Genomic DNA, 24,770 nt, shown 5'->3' with positions numbered 1-24,770 from the left:
ATCTAAAATTATGAAAAAACTGAATAGTTATTTATTTTAATTATCTACACGGACAGGTTAGGAAAAACTTCATTTGAAGAAATGGACTAGTAAATTTTCCCATGATAAAACGCATAATATCAAAGTACTTGAACTCTTGATATTATGCGTTTTTATGATTTTAGCGACTTTTCTCAGTCTCTTTCTGATTATTTCGCTTCAAATCCTTCTGCGACTGCATCCGCAAAGTTTTCTTCTACGATGCTTGCACAGTGGTCACAGATGACTGCGTGGTAGCTACGTTCTGCCGTTGTTGGATCGATACGACGGCAACGGTCACATACTTCACCTGCTGCACGTTCAACTGTAAAGGCTACATCCTCAAAGGCAACTGCACCCTCTGGAGCTGGTCCTTCTGCTATGGTCAATTCAGACACGATCAAAAGTTGAGCTACATTGCTGTCCACTGCTCCAAGAAGAGTTTTCACCACTTCATTTGGATAAACTGTCAAGTGTGCTTCAAGTGATTTACCGATTACTTTTGCATTACGAGCTTCTTCCAGGGCTTTTTGAGCTTGTCCACGGAAGTCCATGAAAGCTGACCATGTATCCAAGATTTCTTCTTGGTTAGCAAAGGTTTGAGCTTCTGGTAATTCTGACAATTGAACAAAGTCTTCTGCTTCAAACTCAAGATAGGACCAGATTTCTTCCGCAGTGTGAGGAAGGATTGGTGTCAAGAGTTTCGTGATTTTCACAAGAATGTCATAGAAGACCGTCTGCATTTGACGGCGTTCGAGTGATTTTGCACCTTCAATGTAGACAACATCTTTGGCAAAATCAAGGTAGAAGGCTGACAAATCAACATTGATAAAGTTCACCAAGGCCTTGTAAATTGTCAAGAATTCAAAGTTAGCATAAGCGTCGCGAATGATCTTGACAAGTTGGTTAAAGCGGATGGTCATATACTTATCAACGGAACGAAGTTCTTCGTAAGCTACAGCATCCTCAGCTGGGTTAAAGTCAGAGGTATTGGCAATCAAGAAACGAAGGGTGTTACGAATCTTACGGTAAGTTTCAGAGACTTGGCTCAAGATATCCATAGAGATGCGCACGTCATTGCTTGAGTCCACACTTGTTACCCAAAGACGCAAGATTTCCGCACCAAATTGTTTTTCAACATCGCTTGGCGCAATTGTATTTCCAAGAGATTTAGACATCTTTTCACCTTTGCCGTCCAAAGCAAAACCTTGTGACAAGATTTGTTTGTAAGGAGCCACGCCATGGTTGGCAACAGATGTGATAAGAGATGAGTTGAACCAACCACGGTATTGGTCAGAACCTTCCAGATAGAGGTCTGCTGGGTATTTAAGCTCTGGACGGTTAACCACCACTCCATTCCATGATGAACCTGAGTCAAACCAAACGTCCATGATATCCGTTTCTTTCTTGAACTCGCCATTTGGTGAACCTGGATGGGTAAATCCTTCTGGCAAGAGGTCTTTAGCATCACGTTCCCACCAGATAATAGAGCCATGCTCTTCAAAGAGTTGAGCCACATGTTCGATGGTTTCAGTTGTCATGATTGGTGTTCCGTCTTCTGCGTAGAAGATAGGAAGGGGAACTCCCCAAGCACGTTGACGAGAGATGACCCAGTCACCACGGTCACGAATCATGTTGTAAAGGCGCACTTTACCCCATTCTGAATGGAACTTCACTTTTTCAATTTCATCCAAGATTTCTTGACGGAATTTTGATACAGAAGCAAACCATTGTGGCACTGCACGCCAGATGATTGGTTTCTTAGTACGCCAGTCAAATGGGTATGAGTGAGAGATTTCTTCTTGAGCAAGGAGCAAATCACCAAGTTTTTCGATAACAGTTGGTACAACCTTGTCATAGAACTGACCTGCAAAGTCAGGACCAGCATTTTCCATCATGATACCGCGTTCGTTAACTGTTACAGCAACTTCAAGACCATTGGCAACACCGACATTGTAGTCGTCCTCACCAAAACCAGGGGCTGTATGGACAATACCAGTACCAGAGTCAGTCGTAACGTGGTCACCAAGGATTACCAACTCATCTACAGCCGTATCCCATGGGTGGACTGTCACAATGTGGTTCAATTCTTGACCACGGTAAGTCGCCAAGACTTGAACATCAGCCCAGCCAAATTTCTCAGACAAACTAGTCAACAACTCTGCAGCAACTACAAACTTACGAGATTCATCAGCTGGTTTTACCAATACATAATCAATATCTGCTCCAACTGTCAAACCGCGAGAAGCTGTGATGGTAAATGGAGTTGTTGTCCAGACAACGATATAAGTATCTGTATCAAGCACACCTTTTCCGTCTTTGACGCGGTTAGCATAGTAAAGAGAAGTTGAAACCAAATCATGGTATTCAATTTCAGCTTCAGCCAAGGCTGATTCAGATGACCATGACCAGTAAACTGGCTTAGCGCCACGGTAGATGTAGCCTTTCTTAGCCATTTCACCAAAGACGCGGATTTGAGCTGCCTCATAGTCTGGAGTCAAGGTCACATAAGGATTTTCCCAGTCACCAGAAACCCCCAAACGCTTGAAGTCTTCCCGTTGTTTATCAACTTGAGAAAGAGCATAGTCACGGCAAAGTTTCAAGTACTCAACCAAGTCCATTTCTTTGCGTTTGACACCTTGTTTCGCCAAAACTTGCTCGATTGGCAGACCATGTGTATCCCAACCTGGAATATAAGGCGCGTAAAATCCTGACATAGACTTAGAACGAACAATAATATCTTTAGAAATCTTGTTCATAGCGTGTCCAACGTGGATATTTCCATTTGCATAGGGAGGACCATCATGCAAGGTGAAATGCGGTTTTCCTTCATTTAATTCTTGACGACGTTGGTAAAGTTTTGCTTCTTCCCATTCTTTTTGCCAGATTGGTTCTTTATTAGGAAGTCCAGCACGCATAGGAAAGTCTGTTTTTCCAAGATTAAGGGTATCTTTGAGTTTCATATTATCTCCTTTAATTATATACTAAAATACAAAAACCACGACTCGCTAAAAAGGACGAAAATCGTGGTACCACCTTTGTTCGAAAAAAGACTTTGTCTTTTCCCCTCTTGTCCCGTAACGTGGGAAACGTCCAATCTTACTGCTTTCAGACTGGATTGCTTGAGAGGATAATCTCACCACTAGGGATTGCAGGACTCACACCGTCTCCTACTCGCTGGAAATATAGTTGGTCAGTTCTTGTTCTCACATTTATTCTTTATAATATTGTAACGGATTCTTTTTGTGCTTCATGTCCAGTAGTTGAAGAAGCAGTTTCAGTTGCTGATGGCGATACTGAGAAATACTCTGTCACGATTTCTGAATCCTCATGTTGTGACTCAACTGAATGAGACTGTATCTCTTCTACAAGCATATCAATGTCTAGGCCATGATTTTCCACTTGATTGTTAACTTGCTGGGCTTCAAACTCAGCCAATTCTTTGTTGCCCGCCTCAATCCGTGCTTGTAACTCCGCCATTTCCTCAGGTGAAAATTGACGTGTCATATCAATTGGCTCTTCTTCTGGTTGCGAAGGAACAGCTTCTCCCAAGACCTCACCTACGACCTCCTTGAAGGCTTCATCACTTGTTTGGAGATAAGTCGCAGTCGGACGAAGAATATCTTCCCAGTCTGAAGATTCGACAATAGCCAACTGGCTTTCAATCGTAGATTTGAGACGTTGATGAAATACACGGCTTTTATTTTTCAATTCCTCTGTCTCAACAGCTACTTTCTTAGCATTATCTGTGGCCTGACGTAGGATTTCATTAGCCTTATATTTTGCCTCTTCAAGGAGGCGCTGGGCATCTTGCTCAGCCTGTTGAATAATATTATTTGAGCGTTCTTGAGCAGCTTGCTTTACACGTTCAGCCGTATCTTGAGCAATCAAAACAGACTGGCTCAAAGAATCTTTCATCTCATCAAAGTAAGATAAGCGCTCTTCTAAACTTCTAATGTGCCTTTCCATTTCGTGATTATTGCGAACCAAATCCTCGTAATCACGAACAACAATATCAAGAAATTCATCTACTTCTTCTGGATCAAACCCTCTGAATTTCGTAGAAAAGGTTTTATCTTTAATTTCTAATGATGTAATTGGCATACTTTTCCTCACTTACTTAATAATAATTGGATAGTCAGTTTTATCTTATCCCTTTTAGTTTGTCCATTTTCTTTGACAATCTTCAGACGACCAAACTTTCTCACACTAATCAAATCCCCTACAGCTACTAGATAATCTAATTTTTCAATGGGGTGGTAGTTTACCTGAACAGATTTTTTCTCTATGAGTTGACTAGCCTGTTTTCTGGATAATTTCAAGGCACTTGATAAGAGGGCATCCAAACGAAAACTGGAAATCAAAATCTCTTGTTCTTGATAATTGATCTCAGATATAATTTTATCGGTGAAAGGACATTCCTCCAGCGACACAGGTAACCTGGCAATCTTTTGTATCCCATCCTGAAACAGAGGGATAAAATTACGATTGACAAAAATCTGTGCTCTCTTTTCATCTACCAAGATATCACCAAAGAGCTTACGATCAATTCCTAGTTGATTGATGATTGTCCCCAAAATCTTTGCATGTGTTAGCTGTTCAAATCTACTTGGATAACGAATCTCTAGCAATGCCATTTCAAAATCTGACAGTGTCGGACGGAAATAGTCCGGATACAGAAGGACACGGACAAATTCCGTATGGATATATTCTCCGCTACTCACACAGCCCAGTCCATAGGTCCCAGCCAAAACTTTCAATATATGTTCCTGATGCGGGTTGACAAAAGCAGTGAGGACAGGAGTATAAGTATCTTCCACCCGCTTGATCCACTCTAATCCCTTATCAATAAAGGGAGCATCATCGAGGGAAAAGTGCTGGTAAATCGCTTTATTTGTCATCATAATATTAACAAGAAACGAATCAAGCTGTCACCCAAAAAACGGACGATTAGAATTGCCAGCCAAATGGATAAATCCAAACCTCCAAATTGTAAAGGTAAACGGCGAAGTGGATCAACAATCGGTCTAATAAGCTTTTCCAGTAAACGTTCTAGTGAACTACCGTAAGAATTTGGAAACCAAGAGAGGAGTGCATAGATTAACAAAAGCAGGGAATAGATATTCACTGCATTTTGGATTAGACGAATCAGAAAAATCATCATCTTGCTCTATTTCGTTTAATATCAAAACTAAATTCTGCACTTTGAGAATCATCTGGCAACTTGATATCTTCAATATTCACAACCACATTGACTGGTGTCAACAAATACATTGTACTCGCAACTTTTTTCAGATTACCTGCCAAAACATGACGGGCACCGTCCAGATAATCTAGACAACGACGAGCCTGAACTTCTGTCATGTACTGGAAGTCAATCAAGATACTTTCATTTCCAGCCAATAAATCCACAATCTCTGTTGCATCCTCATATTTTCTAGGATAACGAACATCAATCGTTACTTTTTCATCTGTACGATGACTTTGCATAGCCAATTCTTGTTGGCGAGCATGTAAGCGAGTGATGTTGGCATCTTTTGAAGTGGTTGATTGAAACTGCGCTGGCAGTTCTTTAGAAGCTGAACTGGATGAAGCAATCATCTGCTCATCCTGAGGTTGATAAGTCGCAGTTGTTTCTTCCCCATCTTCTGTAAAATAATCTATAAATTTATCAAATCTATCTTTTAAAGACATAGATCTCTCCTATTTAAAAAATGCTGTGCCAATTCGAACAAAGGTCGAACCAAATTGAATCGCTTCCTTATAGTCACGACTCATGCCCATGCTCAACTCTGTCATCGGCATATTAGGAATTTGTTTTTCCCTAATTTCCGCTTGCAGTTCCTGAGTTTTCTTGAAAATTTGTTTCAATTCATCAGAATCTGCCTCAAAAGGAGCCATGGTCATCAAACCAACATACTCAATCTGATCTAGCTGAGCCAAGTCCGGCAAAAGTTCTAGTAATTCTTCTTTGGAAAAACCGTGCTTGCTTTCTTCTCCTGAAATATTGACCTGTAGGAAACACTTGATAACATGATCTGTTCTCTTTTGAATCTCCTGCGCCAATTTTAAGGAATCTAAAGCATGAAAGTAATCCACAAAAGGGATTACTTCTTTGACCTTCCGTCTTTGTAGCGTTCCAATCAAATGCCAAGTGACTGGGAATTCTTTTAACGTCTGATATTTTTCTAAAAATTTATCAACACGATTTTCACCAATATGATGAACACCCAGGGGAAGCAGGGCTTCCGCTGTTTTTACGTCCACATATTTCGTCACTGCAATAATTGAAACAGAAGCTGGATCACGATTGGCTTCTCGGCTAGCTTCAGCGACCTGCTGAAAAACGAACTCTGTATTTTTTTTCAAATCCATTGATTAACGATTCTTGAAGAATGGAGGTGTGTCCAACTCATCTTCGTCCTGATAAGTTGGTGCTTCAAAACGTTCCACAGGTGATACGACTGAATCAGTTTGACGAACGATTGATTCACGACGCAGGTCCCAATCACCAAAAGCAGAAGATTGACTTGTTTCAAAGCGTCGTTGGCTTTGTTTTGGTAATTCTGCTGTATCTTCTAGGTCAAAATGACGATCAACTGTGTGTGAATGCGGAGCTCTAGAAGCTTCTCTACGAGCTGCTTGCTTAACTGGAGAACCAACAACTTTTTCTACACGTTCTTGACGAACACCAGTCGCTACAACAGTAACACGGATTTCATCTTTCATGCTTTCGTCAATAGAAGTTCCAAGCCAGATATTCACTCCTTGGCCTGCTGCTTGATTGACGATTTCAGAAGCTTCTTCTGCTTCAATCAAGGTCAAATCAAGACCACCAGTAACGTTGACGATGACATCCTCAGCACCGTCAATGGTTGTTTCAAGAAGTGGTGAGTAAATCGCTTTACGAGCCGCTTCAACGACACGCTCTTCTCCACTACCAATACCGATACCCATGAGGGCATTCCCTTTGTTTGCCATAACCGTTTTCACGTCAGCAAAGTCAAGGTTGATCAAACCAGGGTTGGTAATCAAGTCTGTAATCCCTTGAACACCTTGACGAAGGACGTTATCTGCCTCGCTAAGAGCTTCAAGAAGTGGTGTTTTCTTGTCAACAATTTCAAGCAAGTTGTTGTTTGAAATGATCAATAGTGTATCTACATGTTCACGAAGTTCGTTGATTCCCTCTACAGCGTACTGACCACGTTTGCTTCCTTCAAATCCGAAAGGACGTGTCACAACACCGACTGTAAGAGCACCAAGATCTTTAGCAATGCGTGCAATCACTGGGGCAGCACCTGTACCAGATCCTCCACCCATACCAGCAGTGATAAAGACCATGTCTGCCCCGCTAATTGCTGCTGTCAATGCCTCTTCGCTTTCCTCAGCAGCTTTACGTCCAACTTCTGGACGACCTCCTGCACCCAAACCACGAGTCAACTTTGGTCCGAGTTGGATAACTGTTTCAGCTTTTGTACTGCTTAGGGCTTGCACGTCTGTGTTCGCTGCGATGAATTCTACGCCTGAAACACCTTCGTCGATCATACGGTTAATGGCGTTACCACCACCTCCACCGACACCAATTACTTTAATAACTGCACCTTGAGCAGCTGCTGTATCAAATGAAAATGTCATAGTTTCTTTTCCTCTTTTATTCGTCAAACATACTTCCGATCAAGCTACGGAAACGATCTGTTAATTTTGGTTTATCTTGAGAACTTGCTTGGAATTCGTCTCTTGGAGCAAGGCCACTGTCAGGTGTGATTTCAGTTGCTGCAGTAGCTGGTTGCACTGGAGTTGATTGTATAATCGGTGTCACACTTTGATTTGAAACACCAAAATTAATTGGTTTTTGACGAAGGAATTCATCTCCTCTGACTGCCTTTTGAGCCAGAAGATTCACTTCTGTCAATTTACCTGCAAACTCAGACAAGCTGATTACATGTGCAAAAGCAGGATTGCGAATTCCCACTTGATTTGGCACATAGAGTTTCACTCGAACACCAAACACTTCTTGCGCCAATTCGACAACTCCTGGTAAAATCGCATTTCCACCAATCAGAACGATACCACCTGGTAGATCCAACAAGTGTCTTCTATCTAATTCCTGTTTAATTTGATCAAAAATATGTTTGATACGTGCTGAGATAATTTCTGCCAAGTAACTTTCTGTCACTTCAACAGGCTCTACTTCACCAATAACTTCTACTTGGAAAGTCTCGTTACTTGCTAGTGGAACATAAGCTTCACCATAGTTTAGTTTCAAACTTTCCGCGATTTTTTGGGATGTTTTTAAGACCTTGGAAATATCTTTAGTGACATATTCCCCACCCTCTTGGTAAATGTTTGTAAATTGCAATTCTTGATTGCGAATGGTTGCAACTGTAGTCTGCCCACCACCCATATCAATCACTGTCGCGCCAAACTCACGTTCTCCCTCATTGAGAACTGAATTTACAATCGCTAATGGTGAGATGATGACGTTGTCAACATGGATTCCCACGCGCTCCACTGTTTTACGAAGGTTATGAAGGATGGTACGAGGTCCTGTGTACAACAAACCACGCATTTCCAAACGCACCCCCATCATGCCACGAGGGTCACGAATACCTTGGAAACCATCCACGATAAATTCTTCTGGAATGAAAGTAATCACTTCACGATCAGGCGTCATGCTCTTTGTCAAAGCTGATTTGACAACATTCTCTACGTCTTGATCTGTAATTTCTTTTGTATCTGATGTTACAGGAATCATTCCTTGAGTTGGTTCAACCTGCAAAAGGTTTGCTGGTAAACCAACATTGACAGACTTGATTGAAATTCCTGCCTTCTCTTCTGCCTGGGAAATTGCGGATTTAATTGCTGAAGCAGCAGCCTCAATATCAACGATAATCCCGTCTTTGACACCTTTACTCTTGGCATTGCTAACGCCAATTACATTTACTTCACCATCTCTATGTTCGGCAACTAGCACTTTGATGGAGCTAGTTCCGATATCTAATCCTGTAAAAAAACCATCTCTAGTCATTACATTGCGTCCTCTCTGTCTTCCAAGTTTCTCACTTCTATTTTCAATAACTGTGACAAGGCACAGCTATTCACAAAATATTATAACACAAAAAATCCAATCGTGCTTAGTTTTTCATAAATTTCCTCTAGGTTTTTTGTAAAAGTCTTTTGACCAATTTTTCTCAGGAGCAATCATTATTTTTATATCCTTACAGCTATATTTTAAATATTTAATCAAAAAAAGAGAAGGCCTTCTTAGGCTTTCTCTTGAATCATTTTTTCTGCTCTTTGTTGCAAAAAGACCTCTAGTACTTTTGCAGTCAAGCTGATAGTTGCTACCAACACACTGGACACGATGAGGTAATTCGCCAATAGTCCGTGATTCCCCACTAGTGGTGGTTTCGTTAAAAATCCATAATCTCCACCTACAACCAAGTTGACAACACCTATCAAGGCATTTAGAGAAAATGTAATCACTGTCACATTTTTCAAATTGAGCAGGGAAGCTTCATAATTCTTAAACAAGTATAGGAGCGCATTCCCCAAAAGTGCCACGTGCCCGATGATAAAGGACAAGATGGTCACGTGCGGAAACGGATAAGGATCAAAGAGTGGGTATGCCAGTGCTGCAGTTGCTCCAAAGGTTCCTAGAAGGGCAAAGTATTGCTTGTACTTGGAAGTACCTGGAATCAAGAGCATGACAAACATGGCGATACGGCAATGATAAAAGGGCAAACTTTCTGATAGGGGCATTTGATTCCCCCAGTACCAGCTATACAGAGCAATCAGTTGAAGAGACTGAAGAATCTGAATAAAGCGCTGGTAAGCCACCTTGTCGCGGTAACGATATGAAACATAGAAAGTAAGAGCCAGTAAACATAACAATCCAATATACCAGTGGAGTTCAAACTGGGGCGGTTCTGATATCTGTGTGGTAAATAATTGTTCCCACAAATTCATATTCTATTCCTCGTTCATCTAGCCGGAGCAGTAGAAAGTTCACTACTCGACCTTTTTAAATTTTTTGAAAAAGCTTGATTCTATACCGTGCATAGAATACTTGCGTCTTAAATTCGCAACCTATTATATCATTTGTGTCACAGAAATGCACTAATTTAAAATCTACAGTTTTTTTATAGATATCACTAATCTACATTAGACTTTCTACCAACTTGGCTAGATTCATAGAGTTCGAACCTTTGAGCAGGATTTGGTCATTGGCACCAAGACTTTCCTTAACCTGCTTGACTAGGTCTTCAAATTGATCCTCGTCAGCTATTTTCTTGAAGTAAAAAACATGACCAATTGGGAACATTTGACTAGCCAATTGGGCCAATTCAGCAATGTCTTCTCCATAGAAAATAACAGTATCAAGCACATCTGGGGAAAGGCTCAAAATCATCTGATTATGGAGTTGAACAGACTGGTCACCGAGTTCTTTCATATCTGCTAGAACAGCAATTTTCTTGCCTCCTTCGTTGGCTGGAATAGCTGAAAAAGTCTCCAAAATCAACTTCATCGCTGTTGGATTGGCGTTGTACACATCTGACAGGATGTCTGCTCCATTGGCAGCCTTCTTCCACTCGGTACGGTTACGAGTCAATTCAATATTTTGAAAAGCCTGACGAATTTGCTCCTCGGAGACTCCTTCCTGGAGAGCCACGTAAGCAGCTATCATGGCATTGGTAGCATTGTACTTACCAGTTACTGGCAAATCAAGGGCTTGCTCCAAGAAATTGGCCTTGAAGGTCAGACTGTCCTTGCGCTCAACCAAGTCTGTAATTTCCAGCTCTGCTCCTTGACCAAAACGAATCACCTTTTTATCAGTAGGCAAGTAGTCCTCTACAATAGGGTCAGCTGGCGCTAAAAGCAAGGAACCAGGTGCCATCCCGTCTGCAATTTGCATTTTTCCTTTAGCAATCTCTGAACGGTCTTTGAAAAAGGCCAAATGAGCTTCTCCAACCAAGGTCACGATGGCTGTCTTTGGGTGAGCTATTTCAGACAAGAGATGGATGTCTCCCAAGTGATCCTGCCCCATCTCCAAGACCAACTTTTCTGTTCCTTCAGGCATATGGAGAACTGTATAGGGAAGACCAATCTCATTATTGTAGTTACCTTGTGTTTTGTAGGTTTTGTATCTTGTTGACAACAAATGCGCCAGCATATCCTTGGTCGTCGTCTTACCATTTGAACCTGTGACAGCAAAGACATCAACCGCTGTTTTTTCAAGATAGTAGGCGGCTAGGGTTTGAAAGGCAGTCAAGACGTCGTCTACTAGAATATAGGGATGATTTGCAACCTCTTTCTCAGACAGCGTTATAGCAGCGCCATTTTCAAAAGCTGTTTCGATAAAGTCGTGACCGTCACGCGCTCCCTTGAGCGGAACAAACAAATCTCCCGTCGCGATTAAACGACTATCAAACTCAGCTTTTTCTAACTGGGTATCCTCAAACACGCTGACATCATTTTTAGCTCCAACAGCTTGGGCCACTTCATGGATTGTTAATTTCATTTCTACTCCTTTAAAAAGGGTTGAAGTCCACGAACTCGACTCACCATACAGTGATAGTTCTGGCTTCTACCCTCTCTTTCTTTTTTATAGTAAATGCGCTTCGCGCTTGTCAAAACTTTCCTTAGCAAGGTCAACCAAACGCTCGATTAGTTCTGGGTAGCTGATTCCCATATTGTCCCACAGTAGTGGATACATAGACCACTGGGTAAAACCTGGCATGGTATTGAGCTCGTTTAGGAAAATCTCCCCCTTATCTGTATAGAAGAAATCGCAACGAGATAGACCGAGGCCACCAATCGCACGGAAGGTTGTTTCAGCATTTTGACGCATAACAGCTACCACATCATCACTGATTTTAGCTGGAATGTCCATGGTAATCTTGTTGTCGATATACTTGGCATCGTAATCATAGAAGGCAACATCCTTGACAACTTCACCTGGCAACGTGCTCTTGACATCGTAGTTGCCCAAGAGACCAACCTCAATTTCACGCGCATTCACTCCTTGTTCTATCAAGACACGGCTGTCATATTGGAAGGCAAGTTTCAATGCTTGACGGAGTTCCTCTTGGTTTTCAGACTTAGAAATACCGACACTGGAACCCATGTTTGACGGCTTAGTGAAGACTGGATAAGTCAATTTTTCTTCAACTTCAGCGATTTTAGAAGTTACATCATCCCCTTCGACAATGGCCACATAAGGAACTTGGGCAATCCCGACAGATTCTAACACACGCTTGGTCGTGATTTTATCCATGGCAAGGCTGGATGACAAGATATTACAGCCGACATAGGGCATTTTCAAAACTTCTAAAAATCCTTGAACAGAGCCGTCTTCTCCCATCGGACCATGAAGAACTGGAAAGACCACCGCGCCTTCTTCGTAGATAGCACTTGGCGCGATTTTCTTGTCCCAGTCAATGGTCGCATTGGTCATAAGACGATCCTCTTGACCTGGAGTCTGGCTAAATTCTTGCGTTTTGATAAAGTCACCTGACTGACTAATAAAGAAAGTCTTGACTGTGAAACGATCGTAGTTGACCGCACGCATGACACTCTCAGCTGACAGGACAGAGACCTCACGCTCTGCACTACGTCCACCGTATAAAAGAATAATCGTTTGTTTCATATTATTGTCCTATTTTCTAATAGAATACTCGTTCTTTAGTATATCATATTTACTTCTTTTTTGAAACTTGAACATGGTACTAGAATTCAAGAAAGATAAAAAGAGACCGATAAAAACAAATTCGGTCTCCTTGTTTTTTTACTAAATGAATTGAATTCGTAAGTTTATTTACTCCTACAACTCTGTCCGATTTTCAATGGCTCGTAAGAGTGTGACTTCGTCCGCATACTCGATATCTGCTCCCACGGCTAGGCCTCGTGCTAAACGAGTGACCTTGATACCAGCTGGCTTGAGGAGACGAGAGAGATACATAGAGGTCGCTTCTCCATCTGCTGTCGCATTGGTCGCCACGATCACCTCTGAAACCTCACTATCCATGAGACGGGTCATGAGGCTCTTGAGATTGATATCATCTGGACTGATGCCATTCATAGGAGAAATGAGTCCATGCAAGACATGATAGAGTCCGTGATATTCTTGGATATTTTCCATGGCAGCCACATCGCGACTATCTTCTAACACTAAGATGGTCGTCTGGTCTCGAGTCGGATCCGTACAGATAGAGCAGGGGTCATCATCGGTCAAGCGACCACAGATAGAACAATAGGTTAATTCCCGCTTGGCAGATAGGAGATTTTTAGCAAATTCATTGACATCGTCATCAGACATTCCAATAGTATAGAAGGCTAGGCGGGTAGCCGTTTTAATCCCGATACCCGGAAGCTTTGAATAGCTATCAATCAACTTAGCAATAGGCGTTGGATACAGCATAAGTTCCTTTCTAATTCATTGGGTGGTGTTGGTTATAGAGGTTGATAATGTCTCGTGCAATCGAAGGTCCGACACCATTTGTTAGATTGGTGTTATGAGGAAAGACGACTGCGACCGCGATTTGAGGATTATCGGACGGAGCATAAGCAACTGCGTTGGTATTATTGGCCTTTTGACCGCCATTAACGTAACTTTCGGCTGTACCCGTCTTCCCACTTATGGAAACGGCTGCGCCATTTGAGAAGGCACGACCAGTTGTCAAAGCGCTCGTTCCATGGGAAACTTGATAGAACCCTTGCTGCAAAATAGACATATCTGCTTCTGATATATTGACCTTATTCATCTCCTTGGTAGCTGTTTCCTGAACCAGACTTCCTAGTCCACCTTGATCATTGTTACCATAAACCCCTTCAACGATGTGGGGAGCCAAGCGCACACCATTGTTTGCGATTGTTGCGACATACTGAGCTAACTGCATCGGTGTGTAGTTATCAAACTGACCAAAGGCATTATTTAGATAGTTGGCCAAATCAAACTCTTTTGGTATAAAACCTGTTGATTCATCTGGAAGGTCAATCCCTGTTGAAGCTCCGAGCCCGTATTCCCCAAAGGTTGATCGCAATTTGCCCATCGCTGTCTCTAGTTGGCTCGTTGCTACCATCATATTTGGTTTATAGGTTTGTCCCATGATTCCCAGTGCTGTTTGCACCATGTAGGTATTAGAGGAGTACTCTAGTGCCTCCACTGCTGTGATAGGAAAGGATCCGTAGGACAAGGTGTACCATGAATTGATAGGAGAGGAAGCTTGAAAGACTATGGGCTGGTCAAGCAAGGTTTGGTTGCCTGACAAGACCCCGTTTTCCCAGCCAGAACTAATAGTCGCTGCCTTGACAACAGACCCTGGTACAAAGACGTTAGTGACTGTTCCTAGAGAGTCCGAACTCAGTTTGCCTGATTCAACATCATGCTTGATACCTGACATGGCTAGAACTGCACCTGTTTTAGGATTAAGAGCTACGGCGTAAACTCCTTCAGAATATTTAGCCCCACCGTTACTCAACTCCGAGTTAAAGTAGCTCTTAAGTAGGTCATCCACTCCATTTTGGAAAGCTAGGTCAATCGTTAGTTTGATATTGTTCCCTTTGCTTCCTTCCTCGACATTTTCCACACTTTCCATATTTCCGTGTTTGTCGAGATGAACTTCTTTGACGGAGCGTTTACCTTGGAGGACATCTTCATATTGCTTTTCAAGATAAGAAGTTCCCACTCGGTCATTGAGAGAGTATCCTTTCTTGAGATAAGCATCAACTTCCTCTGCTGGAAGACCTGACTTTTCACTTGAAACGCTACCGACGATAGACGATAGAGAAGTGTCCAGTACTTTTCTGTCCCATGAGGTTGAAATGCTAATGCCCGGTAATTCCTTGGATGCAGAAGCCACAAGAGCAACTTGAGTATCATCCAAGGCATCTGTTGAAATAGTTCCAGTGGCGAAATTTCCAACTGCATTGAGCTGGCTAAACAGATAGATTTCCTTTTTCTGATCATCCGTATAGTTAAGCTGGCTCACGTCTATACTCTCAACCGCATTATTGTAGAGAGTTGCTTCTGGTAAGCGATTCCCATCTGAATCTAGGCGTTTGTCACTTGGCAGAGCCTCGACTGTTTTTTTGTAAATGTCCTGATCAGCCAAATAATAGTCCGCAATCTGACGATCTGTGAGTTCAGGGGAAGTGACATTCACATATGTCAGCAGTTTTTTAGCCGTCTCCTTTAATTCAGCTGCCGTCATCTTATTGTTTCGTGTGAAAGAAACAACTTGCTTGACAGTATTTTCTACCAAGGGTTTCCCTGATGCATCGTAGATTTGTCCACGAGCTGAACTGGTTGTTACCCTAGTCTGGCTGGCTGATGCCAACTTCGTTTCATAGAAATCTTTATTCAGTACCTGCATGTATAAGAGTCGACCGATAATGGCCATAAATAGCAGGATAACTATCGCAAACAGTATATTAAGCCGAATCGGAATCGAATGGCTATTGAATTTTCTCATACAACTAAGTCTCTTTTCTAGAAAAATTCCAGTTTTCCCTGACAAATCCACCTAAAAAATCTAGGATTTGACTAGAAACCAGTACTCTTCATTGTACCATATTTTACGGAGAAACTCTTGGAAAAGGAGAAGCATTTTTTGACTTTTATCTGAAAATGCCTTTTTATTTAGTTATCCTATCTTCTATGATATAATGATGTTAATAAGCAGGCAATCGTCAACTTTTAAGAGTTTGACTCATGAAAAGGAGCTCCATGAAAAAGCAGGATATCGCAACTATTATTGATCTTCATTTTGAAGAATTAACAGAGTTAGAGCAGGAAATCGCTCGTTATTTCTTGCAGGTAGATACAATTGTGGATGATTTATCATCTCAACAGGTTACTCAAAAACTGCATGTTTCCCAAGCTGCCCTTACTCGTTTTGCAAAAAAATGTGGCTTTACTGGCTATCGAGAATTTGTTTTTCAATACCAACACCAAGCTAACAAACAGGACACCCATTCCCACAAACATAGTCCTTTGACCAAACGTGTGCTTCGAAGCTACAGCAACCTACGGGAACAAACACAGGATTTGATCGATGAAGCGCAGCTTGAACGTGTAGCTCAATTGATTGATCAGGCTGAACGGGTCTACTTTTTTGGAACAGGGAGTTCCGGTCTGATTGCCCGTGAGATGAAGCTGCGTTTTATGCGTCTAGGTGTGGTCTGTGAAGCCTTGACCGATCAGGATGGCTTTGCATGGACGACCAGTATTATGGATGAAAATTGTTTGGTACTAGGTTTTTCCCTATCAGGCACTACCCAATCCGTCCTAGATAGTTTGCTGGATGCCAAGGACATGGGTGCCAAAACCATTCTCTTTACCGGTTCTCCTAGCAAAGACTGTCAAGCCTACACTGAAACAGTCCTCGTCGCAAGTCATAACCAATCTTCTTACATCCAGCGTATTTCCGCTCAGCTCCCTATACTCATCTTAATAGATTTGATTTATGCCTACTTTTTAGAAATCAATCGTGAGAGCAAGGAAAAAATCTTTAATAGCTATTGGGAAAATAAAAAACTCAACGGCTATCGTAGACAAAAACGCGTTAGAAAATCCTAGTTTGGTTGAACCAGACTAGGATTGTTTTGTTTTGAAATGATAATAGGCTCCCAACATACCTGCTGTATTTTGGTGATGGGCAAATTCTAATCGTGTTTTTTCAGCTAGGCTTGGTACCAAGGCCGCCTTCAAGGCTGCGCGAATCTTTGGTTTGAGGATAGCCTCTTGCCCCATGATACCGCCACCGAGAATGACCACTTCTGGATTGGCCACATAGCAAATATTTGCCAGACCTTTCCCAAGGTAATCTACCATGCGGTCAATGCCAGCCATGCAAATCTTGTTGCCTTCAGTAGCTTCCTTGAAAATGCGTCGACCATTCCACTGATCAACTGAATCTCCATGAGCTGCTGCTACATATTCTACCAAAGCTGTCGTAGAAGCCAAGTCTTGGAAAGCTCCATCCTGCATATGCATATAACCGACTTCACAAGCTGAGTTGCTAAATCCATGGAAGACTTTCCCATCCATAATCAAGCAACCACCGATACCTGTTCCAATGGTCAAGCAAAGTGTCACACTCGCTCCCTTGCCTGAACCAGATACTGCCTCAGCTAGACCTGCACAGTTGACATCATTTTCAATCTCACAAGGGATATTAAAGCTCGTCTCAATTTCCTTCTTGAACTGAGTTCCTGCATAGTTGGGAATCTGAGGTCCAGCGTAGAAAATCTCACCCTTATCTGGGTCCACCATTCCCGCCGAAGAAATGGCAACACCTGCTACTGGGCCTTTTTCTAAATAGCTGGCTACGATATCTTTTGTCTTTTGTAAGATATGGGGACCACCCTTTTGCGCCTCAGTTGGCATTTCATGGGATTCAACAAGTTGGCCTTCTTGGTCGATCAAACCATATTTGATATTAGTTCCACCGATATCAATTGCAACGTAGTGTGTCATAAATACCTCCTTATGGATTAGAGGAAGCGCTCCTTGGTTTCACGAATCAAGGCTGCAGCTGCTTCTACAACTGGGCAATCTTCTTCAGTCACTGGTGTCAATGGTGAACGAACAGAACCAATGTTAAGTCCTTCATTGATTTTCAAGACTTCTTTGATGACACCGTACATATTTCCATGTGCAGCAGTCAATTTACCAATGATTGCGTTGATAGCGTATTGCAATTCACGAGCTGTTTCCAAGTCTTTCTCAGCAATCAACTCATTGAGTTTCAAGAAGAGTTCTGGCATCGCACCATAAGTACCACCGATACCAGCTTTAGCACCCATGAGGCGTCCACCTAGAAACTGTTCATCTGGACCATTAAAGACGATGTGGTCTTCTCCACCAAGGCTGACAAAGGTTTGGATATCTTGAACTGGCATAGAAGAGTTCTTCACACCGATAACACGTGGATTCTTCAACATTTCTGTGTATAGACTTGGAGTCAAAGCAACACCCGCTAACTGAGGAATGTTGTAAATCACATAGTCTGTGTTTGGAGCTGCAGCACTGATATCGTTCCAGTATTTAGCAACTGAGTACTCAGGCAAGCGGAAGTAAATCGGTGGAATTGTTGCAATGGCATCTACACCCAAGCTTTCTGCGTGGCGAGCAAGTTCCATACTGTCTTTGGTATTGTTGCAAGCTACGTGAGCGATGATGGTCAATTTCCCTTTGGCAACTGCCATGACTTCTTCCAAAATCAATTTGCGGTCTGCCACACTTTGGTAAATACATTCACCAGAAGAACCATTGACATAGAGACCTTGAACTCCCTTATCAATGAAGTATTGAACCAAGGCACGCGTACGCTCTGGACTGACTTCTCCTTGATCATCATAACATGCGTAGAAGGCTGGAATGACACCTTCGTATTTTTTCAAATCTGACATAGATTTTCTCCTAAGATTTCTTTTTTTCTGCTGAGAGCAGTTCTATTTTTTACAAGTTTAGTATACACCTTGTGAAAATCGCTTTCAATATCTTGTATACACTTAGATTTTAGTTTCTACTTGAATTTTAGAAACTGTAACGATTGAAAGTAGTTTCAGAAACAAGCCATCCTACTGGTATTTGGCGAAGATTTTCTCCATCAATCCTGCTTGGAGAAAGACTAGCAAACCAAAACCAAAGAGGATAAAGGCTGACCCACCCAAAAGGAGAGTGAAGGCGGATAGATAAAGAACCATCACAATAAGAAAGAGAATGGCTAACATGAGGAAGAACCATGGAAAGTTAAAACTTGCCAAGATAAGCCCTTTTTGCAGCACTTCTTTCCATGACAAATCATAGCGCGCAGCGATGGGATAACTAGCCAGCATCATGAGAGTGAGGAAGATGAGAATCCCCAAACAAATTGCTTTCACAATCTGGAAAGGCAAAGCTGTCTGGCCCCAGAAGAGATAGAGATCTAAAAGGCTTAATGACACAATGCCCAACTCTAGCAAACCTAACTGAAGCCCCAGTTTTAGATTTTGCTTGAAAGCTCTCAGATAGGTTCTAAAAACAGGTACTCGCCTGCTTCTCTTAATCTCAAACATGGTTTGGTAGAGGCTGATTTTAGCTACTCCAATCGTCACGATGGGCAAACAAGAGACAACAAAAAGAAGATTGGCTGTCACGATATCCAAGACCTTTTCACTGAATCGCATGAGAAAGTTATCTGTATCAAATGCTGCCTTGATAAGGCTTACTCCTTTTTGTGCCATGTTTGCTCCTCCTGATTCTTTTAATCAATCAAAATTTTAAAGAGATATTTGCGAACCTTCTCTTCCATACCTGCATAGCCATTTGGCTGATGAGGTTCTCCTGGGAAGAAAATCGCAAAATTGTGATAACCCAACAAGAGTGGGTAGTGTTCATGACAATGGACAAAACCAATGTCACTCGCTTCATCGAATGCTACCGCCTCGTCTTTAATACGTGAACCGTAGCTCGAATATTCATGTCCTTCTACCAGCAAATGCAAATCTGCATAGTTCTTATGGTGCTCAAATTGATCATTTTCAGCTTGATTGAGGACATTTTCCTGAACAACTAGAAAGACCTTGTCCCCGTCAATCTCATACTTACCTAATTCGAAAGAATCCTTACGGTGCTGATAGAGATAGTCGATCGCTTTATCTAAATTGGGATGAATCCCTTTGTAAAAGGTGATATTTTTCAAATCGTCAAAAATCATACTGTTTCCTTCGTTTCTGATAGTTAACCAAAATCATAGATTAAGTTTATAAGTGTCTGACAAAATCTCTAAGGCAAGCAAATACCTAACATTTTGTAGACACTTATAACTCTGTATTCTCTTATACTCAATGAAAATCGAAGAACAAACTAGGAAGCTAATCGCAGATAATACTTAAGTATGGCAAGGTGATGCTGACGTAGTTTGAATTCGATTTTCGCAGAGTATTATCCTTTAACAGCTCCCATAGTAATACCCTGTGTAAAGGATTTTTGGAAGACAAGGAAGACGGTTACGATTGGCACAGCTGCAAGAGCTGCACCCGCCATGATCAAACCATAGTTAGTTGCCATTTCGGCCTGCATGGTCGCAACCCCTAGTGAGATGGTCAAGTTTTGACGTGAAGTCAACATAACCAACTGCATAAAGTAGTCATTCCAAGTATTGATGAAGGTAAAGATCGCAAGAGCTGCAAATCCTGGTTTCACGATAGGGAAGGCTACGCTCCAGAAGGTACGGATCTCACCACAACCGTCAATTTTAGCTGATTCAAGCAATTCTGTCGGGATGTTTTCGCTGAATTGTTTCATGAGGAAGACCCCAAATGGCCATCCAATCAAAGGCAAGATAACTGCCCAGAGAGTATCGTGAATTCCCATGAAGTTGACGATACGTACCAATGGTACAAGGACAACTTGTTTTGGAAGAGCCATGGCTGCGATAAAGACTGCAAAGAGGATGCGTTGACCATAGAAACGTTTTTTAGCCAAGACATAACCTGCTAGAGAAGAGGTTGCACAGACTAAGAACATGGTTACCAGTGAGATAAATACAGAGTTCCACATCCACTGCATAGCAGGGTTTTGCACCATGAGTTGTTGGAAGTTCTCCATAGTTGGCATTTTAGGGAACCACTGTGGTGGAATCATAATGGTATCCGGTTGTGATTTGAAGGCCCCTGTCAAAATCCAGTAGAATGGAAAGATGAACAGCACGGTCAACAAGAGCAAGATAATCGTTGAAATAACAGTGAAAGCTGTTAAAGGTTTCTTTTGTGTAGGTTGCATAACTGTCTCCTTTCTTTAGTATTCTACGTCATTTCCGAGGATCTTGAATTGAGCAAAGCTGACAATGGCAATCATCACTGCCAAGAAGACACCGATGGTATTGGCATAGCCGTATTCTGTCAATTGGAAGGCTTTTTCGTAAAGGTAGTACATCAGTGTACTTGTTGAATAGTTTGGACCACCAGATGTCAAGAGCTGAATCAAAGCGAAACATTGGAATGAGTTGATGGTTGTGATAATCGCGATGTAAAGAGTTGTTGGAAGAAGGCTAGGCCATTTGATCTTCCAGAACACTTGGAACTCAGTTGCACCGTCAACACGCGCTGCTTCAACTAGTGAGTTATCAATATTTCCCATGGCAGCGATATAAAGGATAATCGGTTGACCGACAGATGTTGTCAAAAGGATAATCATAATCGCTAGCAAAGCCCAGTTTTTATCACCCAACCAAGAAATGTTTTGGCTGATGATGTGGCTTGACTTAAGGACAAAGTTTAGAATCCCTGATAGTGGGTCATAGATCCATTTCCATACAACCGTTACGGCAACACTACCTGTAACTACAGGAAGGAAGAAGACGAAACGATAGAAAGATCGAGCAATAGCATTTTGATGATAGGTTTGAGATGCTACAAAGAGCGAGAAGAGTACAACAATTGGTACTGATCCGATAACCAGGATAACGGTATTGATCAAAGACTTAGTAAAGACAGGGTCTTTAAACATACGAATGTAGTTGTCCAAGCCTACAAACTCAAAGCTGGTCATAGAGTAGTTAAAGAAACTTGTAATGAATCCCATAATCATAGGAGCCAAGACGAAGATCACAAAGAAGAATAATACTGGTGCTAGGAAAGCGTAGGAAATCACTGTTTCCCGCATGCGAATTTTATTGACTTTCACAGTCGGCACCTCTCTTTCAAATAGAATAGTTTTTGATTTTCTTGAACTGTTTTAAAATCAAAATGAAATTTTTTAAGATTCGCTTATGTAAGAACTTCATTTTAATTTCGTGACAGTTCCTTACATTTCAAACAAAAGTCCCCCTTTTCTTACACCTTAGTGCACAGGGAAAAGGGGGAATCAATCTGACTTAGTGCTTATTGTTTTGTAGCTTTTTTGATTGTTTCGTTAGCTTTTTCAGTGAAGGCTTTCAAAGCATCCGCTGGTTTTTCGTCACCGTTTGATACAGATTGCAACATTGGGAACCAAAGTGTTCTCATTTCAGCAAATCCATCGATAGTGTTGTAGTATGGTGAGTAGTATTTAGTCCAGCCACTGATTGTTTCCATACGTTTGTCATCATAAAGTTTGCCAAATGAAGTACGAACTGGGAAGGCACCTGTACGAACTACGTCTTTAGGACCCCATTCTTTGTCATCTGCGATGAATTGAACGAATTTCTTAGCAGCAGCGATTTTCTTATCATCTTTGTTGTTGAATACTGCAAATCCGTTTACAAGGTATTCAAGAGATGGTTTACCAGAGTCTGATGGGAATGGTACTTCTACCACATCTACTTTACTTGCTTCCAAGAGCTTCGCTTGGATACCGTTTTGAGCTGGAGCCCAAAGGATTGTGTATGAAGTTTGACCGTTAGCAAAGTTTTGGATGTCTGCTCCACCGTCAAATTGTGAACCATTGTTCAATAGACCATCCTTGATCCAGCTAGCAGCTTTTTCAAGACCTTTGACGAATTTAGGATCGTCAGTTGTATATTTCGTTACATCTTTGTCTGTTACAGAACCGCCATAAAGGTTTGCAATGAAGGCACGTGTTCCTTGGTCTCCCCCTTGACCAGAACTGAACAATGAACCTGGTGTGTAGCCTTTATCTTTAAGCGCTTTCAAAACTTTTTCAAAGTCATCAGTTGTCCAACCTTCTTTTACTAGGTTTGCAACTCCTGCATCTTCCAACATCTTCTTGTTCATGGCCATGTAGAATGGTGCTGAACTGATTGGATACATGTAAGCTTTGTCACCGGCCTTACTTGCTTGTACGATGTTTTCGTTGTTAACATCTTTGACGAATTCGTCTGTGAAGAGGTCGTTCAACTCAGCCAATTTCCCATTTTTACCGTATTGGATGATACGTCCTGGTGCGTCAAAGAGTACGTCTGGCGCTGTTCCTGCTTCGATAGCTGTTGTAATCTTTTCTGGACCTGACTTGAAGTCGATGGTTTCCAATTTCACTTTTACATCTGGATTTGCTTTTTCAAAAGCTTCGATGATTGATTTTTCATAAGTTCCAACACCGTCACCAGTTTTTTCTTGTGTGAAGACTGGGAATGCCCACCAAGTGATTTCTGTTTTTCCGCTATCGCTTCCTGATTTTCCAGCATCTTTACTTCCACCAGAGTTACCACAAGCAGCAAGGCCAAGAATCGCAGCACCCGCAAGTACTGTACAAGCTAGTTTTCTAAATTTCATTTGTATTCTCCTAATTGATAAGCGTATCCATATTGGATAGTGAGTAAGCTTCTGTTTGTATACGTTTTCATTTCATCCGACGCATCGACCACTCTCCTCTGTTTTGAGATTGTATTATTTAAGACCGGCAACAAAGCGTTCCGTAATCTCTTTTGGTCTAGTAATAGCTCCACCAACAACGATACCTCGCACCCCATATTCAAGGATTTGCTTGGCTTGTTCGGGTGTATGAATTTTCCCTTCAGCGATAACATCCACACCTGCTTCACAAAGTTTTTTGATTAGTTCAAAGTCTGGACCATCTACTTTCGGACTGTAAGAGGTATAACCTGATAGGGTTGTTCCGACAAAATCAACACCTGCTTCAACTGCTGCAATTCCTTCTTCAAAAGTACTGGTATCAGCCATCAAGAGTTGATGCGGATACTTTTCTTTGACTTGTCGGATGAAGTCCTGAATTTCCAAACCGTCGTAACGTTCACGTTTGGTACAATCCAGAGCAATAACCTCAATGTCTAGTTCAGCCAATTCATCAACTTCTTTCATCGTAGCTGTAATGAATGGCTCCTGTGGCGGATAGTCACGTTTGATAATCCCGATAATCGGGAGTTTCGTAACCTCCTTAATCTCCTCGATATCGCGAACACTGTTTGCTCGGATACCGACTGCTCCACCTTGCTCAGCCGCTTTGACTAGCAAGGGGATAACCCCTCCCGCTTCTGTATAAAGCGGTTCGTGAGGAAGTGCCTGGCAAGAGACAATGATTCCATCTTTGATTTGTTCAATCAAGGCTTCTTTGCTGATTTGTGGCATCCTCTTTCCTCCCTTTCTTTCTTCTATGGGCTTATTATATATCATTTGTTAAGCGCTTTCAATAGTTTATGGTAGAATAGATTTCAGTTTCAAAACTATTTTATAGAACAGACTATCCTGAAAGTAGTTTCAGACATCTTAGAATTTCTTATTAGTACACCTTGAGTCGAAAGAAAAAGATAGCAGGCTGAAAAACCTACTATCTCCTTCTATGTTTTACAAAGCCAAATGCTTAAAATTATTCTCTTATTCTTCTCTCTTTTTCCCCATTGCAAACAAACCAAGGAAGAAAGCTGTTAGCCCTAGTGAGGCAAGGATTCCACTCTCCTTGTTCCCTGTATTAGGAAGTGTCTGCTGAGCAAGAGGAGCTTTGTAAGTATAATCTTCTGTAGCAAGAGTCACAAGCGAATTAGCTCCCTTATATTCTGCGAGTTCATGTACAGCTGCATCGGCTGCATTCACGCCACCTTTGTACTCAGGGACTTCATGGACAGCTGCTTCGACAGCATTCACACCGCCTGTAAATTCAGGCTTCTCGACTGTTGGAGCTACCTCGTCGCCCGCTGTACCTAATGAGTCTGTATACTCTGGTACTTCATGAACTGCGGCCTCAACAGCATTAACTCCGCCTGTAAATTCTGGTTTCTCGACTGTTGGAGCTGCCTCGTCGCCCGCTGTACCTAGTGGGCCTGTGTACTCCGGCTTCTCTACTGTCGGTGCTGGCTCTTCACCCGCTGTCC

General features: G+C 41.9%; 23 protein-coding genes. 1 reads left to right on the top strand and 22 read right to left on the bottom strand.

Annotation, left to right across the window (positions count from 1 at the left end):
- Positions 1 to 188 precede the first annotated feature (188 nt).
- The 13 genes from ileS to pbp2b form a co-directional block, all read right to left on the bottom strand.
- On the bottom strand, positions 189 to 2,981 hold the full coding sequence (ileS, locus tag HMPREF9184_RS03600; protein WP_000768063.1) for an isoleucine--tRNA ligase: 2,793 nt from the start codon (positions 2,979 to 2,981) through the stop codon (positions 189 to 191).
- A gap of 256 nt (positions 2,982 to 3,237) precedes the next feature.
- Positions 3,238 to 4,122 (bottom strand): DivIVA domain-containing protein, encoded by an 885-nt coding sequence (locus HMPREF9184_RS03590; protein WP_001123196.1) that lies wholly within the window; start codon positions 4,120 to 4,122, stop codon positions 3,238 to 3,240.
- Positions 4,123 to 4,130: 8 nt separating this feature from the next.
- Positions 4,131 to 4,922: a YlmH family RNA-binding protein gene (locus tag HMPREF9184_RS03585; RefSeq protein ID WP_000988887.1), complete on the bottom strand. Its 792-nt coding sequence runs from the start codon at positions 4,920 to 4,922 to the stop codon at positions 4,131 to 4,133.
- Positions 4,919 to 5,179 (bottom strand): YggT family protein, encoded by a 261-nt coding sequence (locus HMPREF9184_RS03580; protein ID WP_000576497.1) that lies wholly within the window; start codon positions 5,177 to 5,179, stop codon positions 4,919 to 4,921. The genes HMPREF9184_RS03585 and HMPREF9184_RS03580 overlap by 4 nt, the downstream gene beginning before the upstream one ends.
- Positions 5,179 to 5,712 (bottom strand): cell division protein SepF, encoded by a 534-nt coding sequence (locus tag HMPREF9184_RS03575; RefSeq protein WP_000053361.1) that lies wholly within the window; start codon positions 5,710 to 5,712, stop codon positions 5,179 to 5,181. Before HMPREF9184_RS03575 ends, HMPREF9184_RS03580 begins: the two co-directional genes overlap by 1 nt.
- A gap of 9 nt (positions 5,713 to 5,721) precedes the next feature.
- Positions 5,722 to 6,393 carry a YggS family pyridoxal phosphate-dependent enzyme gene (locus HMPREF9184_RS03570; protein WP_000364414.1) on the bottom strand — a complete coding sequence of 224 codons (672 nt, stop codon included), beginning with the start codon at positions 6,391 to 6,393 and terminating at the stop codon, positions 5,722 to 5,724.
- A 3-nt stretch (positions 6,394 to 6,396) separates the two neighbouring features.
- Positions 6,397 to 7,653: a cell division protein FtsZ gene (gene ftsZ, locus HMPREF9184_RS03565; RefSeq protein ID WP_000144252.1), complete on the bottom strand. Its 1,257-nt coding sequence runs from the start codon at positions 7,651 to 7,653 to the stop codon at positions 6,397 to 6,399.
- A gap of 16 nt (positions 7,654 to 7,669) precedes the next feature.
- Complete coding sequence (ftsA, locus tag HMPREF9184_RS03560) at positions 7,670 to 9,046, bottom strand: cell division protein FtsA (protein ID WP_000196334.1); 1,377 nt, start codon at positions 9,044 to 9,046, stop codon at positions 7,670 to 7,672.
- Positions 9,047 to 9,282: 236 nt separating this feature from the next.
- Positions 9,283 to 9,987, bottom strand: coding sequence for a YwaF family protein (locus tag HMPREF9184_RS03555; RefSeq protein WP_001055275.1), 705 nt, complete (start codon positions 9,985 to 9,987; stop codon positions 9,283 to 9,285).
- Between the two features lie 190 nt (positions 9,988 to 10,177).
- Entirely contained in the window at positions 10,178 to 11,539 is a 1,362-nt protein-coding gene (locus HMPREF9184_RS03550; protein ID WP_000778739.1) for a UDP-N-acetylmuramoyl-tripeptide--D-alanyl-D-alanine ligase, read from the bottom strand.
- A gap of 84 nt (positions 11,540 to 11,623) precedes the next feature.
- Positions 11,624 to 12,667 (bottom strand): D-alanine--D-alanine ligase, encoded by a 1,044-nt coding sequence (locus HMPREF9184_RS03545; protein WP_000814664.1) that lies wholly within the window; start codon positions 12,665 to 12,667, stop codon positions 11,624 to 11,626.
- A 174-nt stretch (positions 12,668 to 12,841) separates the two neighbouring features.
- Positions 12,842 to 13,438 carry a recombination mediator RecR gene (gene recR, locus HMPREF9184_RS03540; protein ID WP_000966754.1) on the bottom strand — a complete coding sequence of 199 codons (597 nt, stop codon included), beginning with the start codon at positions 13,436 to 13,438 and terminating at the stop codon, positions 12,842 to 12,844.
- Between the two features lie 10 nt (positions 13,439 to 13,448).
- Positions 13,449 to 15,491, bottom strand: a complete 2,043-nt coding sequence (gene pbp2b, locus HMPREF9184_RS03535) for a penicillin-binding protein PBP2B (RefSeq protein ID WP_001224832.1) — start codon at positions 15,489 to 15,491, stop codon at positions 13,449 to 13,451.
- A gap of 254 nt (positions 15,492 to 15,745) precedes the next feature.
- Here pbp2b and HMPREF9184_RS03530 point away from each other — a divergent pair, with 254 nt between their 5' ends.
- A complete protein-coding gene (locus HMPREF9184_RS03530) occupies positions 15,746 to 16,597 on the top strand; it encodes a MurR/RpiR family transcriptional regulator (protein ID WP_000743705.1) in 852 nt (283 codons plus the stop codon).
- Between the two features lie 15 nt (positions 16,598 to 16,612).
- Here the strand turns inward: HMPREF9184_RS03530 and HMPREF9184_RS03525 are convergent, their stop codons facing one another.
- From HMPREF9184_RS03525 to HMPREF9184_RS09640, 9 genes are all read right to left on the bottom strand, one after another.
- Positions 16,613 to 17,497, bottom strand: coding sequence for an ROK family protein (locus HMPREF9184_RS03525; protein WP_000150265.1), 885 nt, complete (start codon positions 17,495 to 17,497; stop codon positions 16,613 to 16,615).
- Positions 17,498 to 17,514: 17 nt separating this feature from the next.
- On the bottom strand, positions 17,515 to 18,432 hold the full coding sequence (locus tag HMPREF9184_RS03520; protein ID WP_001281469.1) for a dihydrodipicolinate synthase family protein: 918 nt from the start codon (positions 18,430 to 18,432) through the stop codon (positions 17,515 to 17,517).
- Positions 18,433 to 18,603: 171 nt separating this feature from the next.
- Positions 18,604 to 19,248, bottom strand: a complete 645-nt coding sequence (locus tag HMPREF9184_RS03515; RefSeq protein ID WP_000057499.1) for a YesL family protein — start codon at positions 19,246 to 19,248, stop codon at positions 18,604 to 18,606.
- A gap of 20 nt (positions 19,249 to 19,268) precedes the next feature.
- Positions 19,269 to 19,721 carry a YhcH/YjgK/YiaL family protein gene (locus HMPREF9184_RS03510; protein ID WP_000575448.1) on the bottom strand — a complete coding sequence of 151 codons (453 nt, stop codon included), beginning with the start codon at positions 19,719 to 19,721 and terminating at the stop codon, positions 19,269 to 19,271.
- Positions 19,722 to 19,948: 227 nt separating this feature from the next.
- Positions 19,949 to 20,788 (bottom strand): carbohydrate ABC transporter permease, encoded by an 840-nt coding sequence (locus HMPREF9184_RS03505; RefSeq protein ID WP_001183243.1) that lies wholly within the window; start codon positions 20,786 to 20,788, stop codon positions 19,949 to 19,951.
- A gap of 15 nt (positions 20,789 to 20,803) precedes the next feature.
- The gene (locus HMPREF9184_RS03500) at positions 20,804 to 21,670 is read right to left on the bottom strand and encodes a carbohydrate ABC transporter permease (protein ID WP_001209417.1); all 867 of its coding nucleotides are present in this window, start codon (positions 21,668 to 21,670) and stop codon (positions 20,804 to 20,806) included.
- 218 nt (positions 21,671 to 21,888) lie between these two features.
- Positions 21,889 to 23,217 carry an ABC transporter substrate-binding protein gene (locus HMPREF9184_RS03495; protein WP_000672108.1) on the bottom strand — a complete coding sequence of 443 codons (1,329 nt, stop codon included), beginning with the start codon at positions 23,215 to 23,217 and terminating at the stop codon, positions 21,889 to 21,891.
- 114 nt (positions 23,218 to 23,331) lie between these two features.
- On the bottom strand, positions 23,332 to 24,030 hold the full coding sequence (locus tag HMPREF9184_RS03490) for an N-acetylmannosamine-6-phosphate 2-epimerase (protein WP_001135640.1): 699 nt from the start codon (positions 24,028 to 24,030) through the stop codon (positions 23,332 to 23,334).
- A 246-nt stretch (positions 24,031 to 24,276) separates the two neighbouring features.
- Positions 24,277 to 24,770 (bottom strand): SIALI-17 repeat-containing surface protein (locus HMPREF9184_RS09640; protein ID WP_009755178.1); only part of this gene is annotated, 494 nt, incomplete at its 5' end.

Source organism: Streptococcus sp. oral taxon 058 str. F0407 (genome assembly GCF_000235485.1).
GTDB lineage: Bacteria > Bacillota > Bacilli > Lactobacillales > Streptococcaceae > Streptococcus.
Note: the sequence above shows the minus strand (reverse complement) of the source record. Positions and strands in the feature narration are given on the sequence as shown.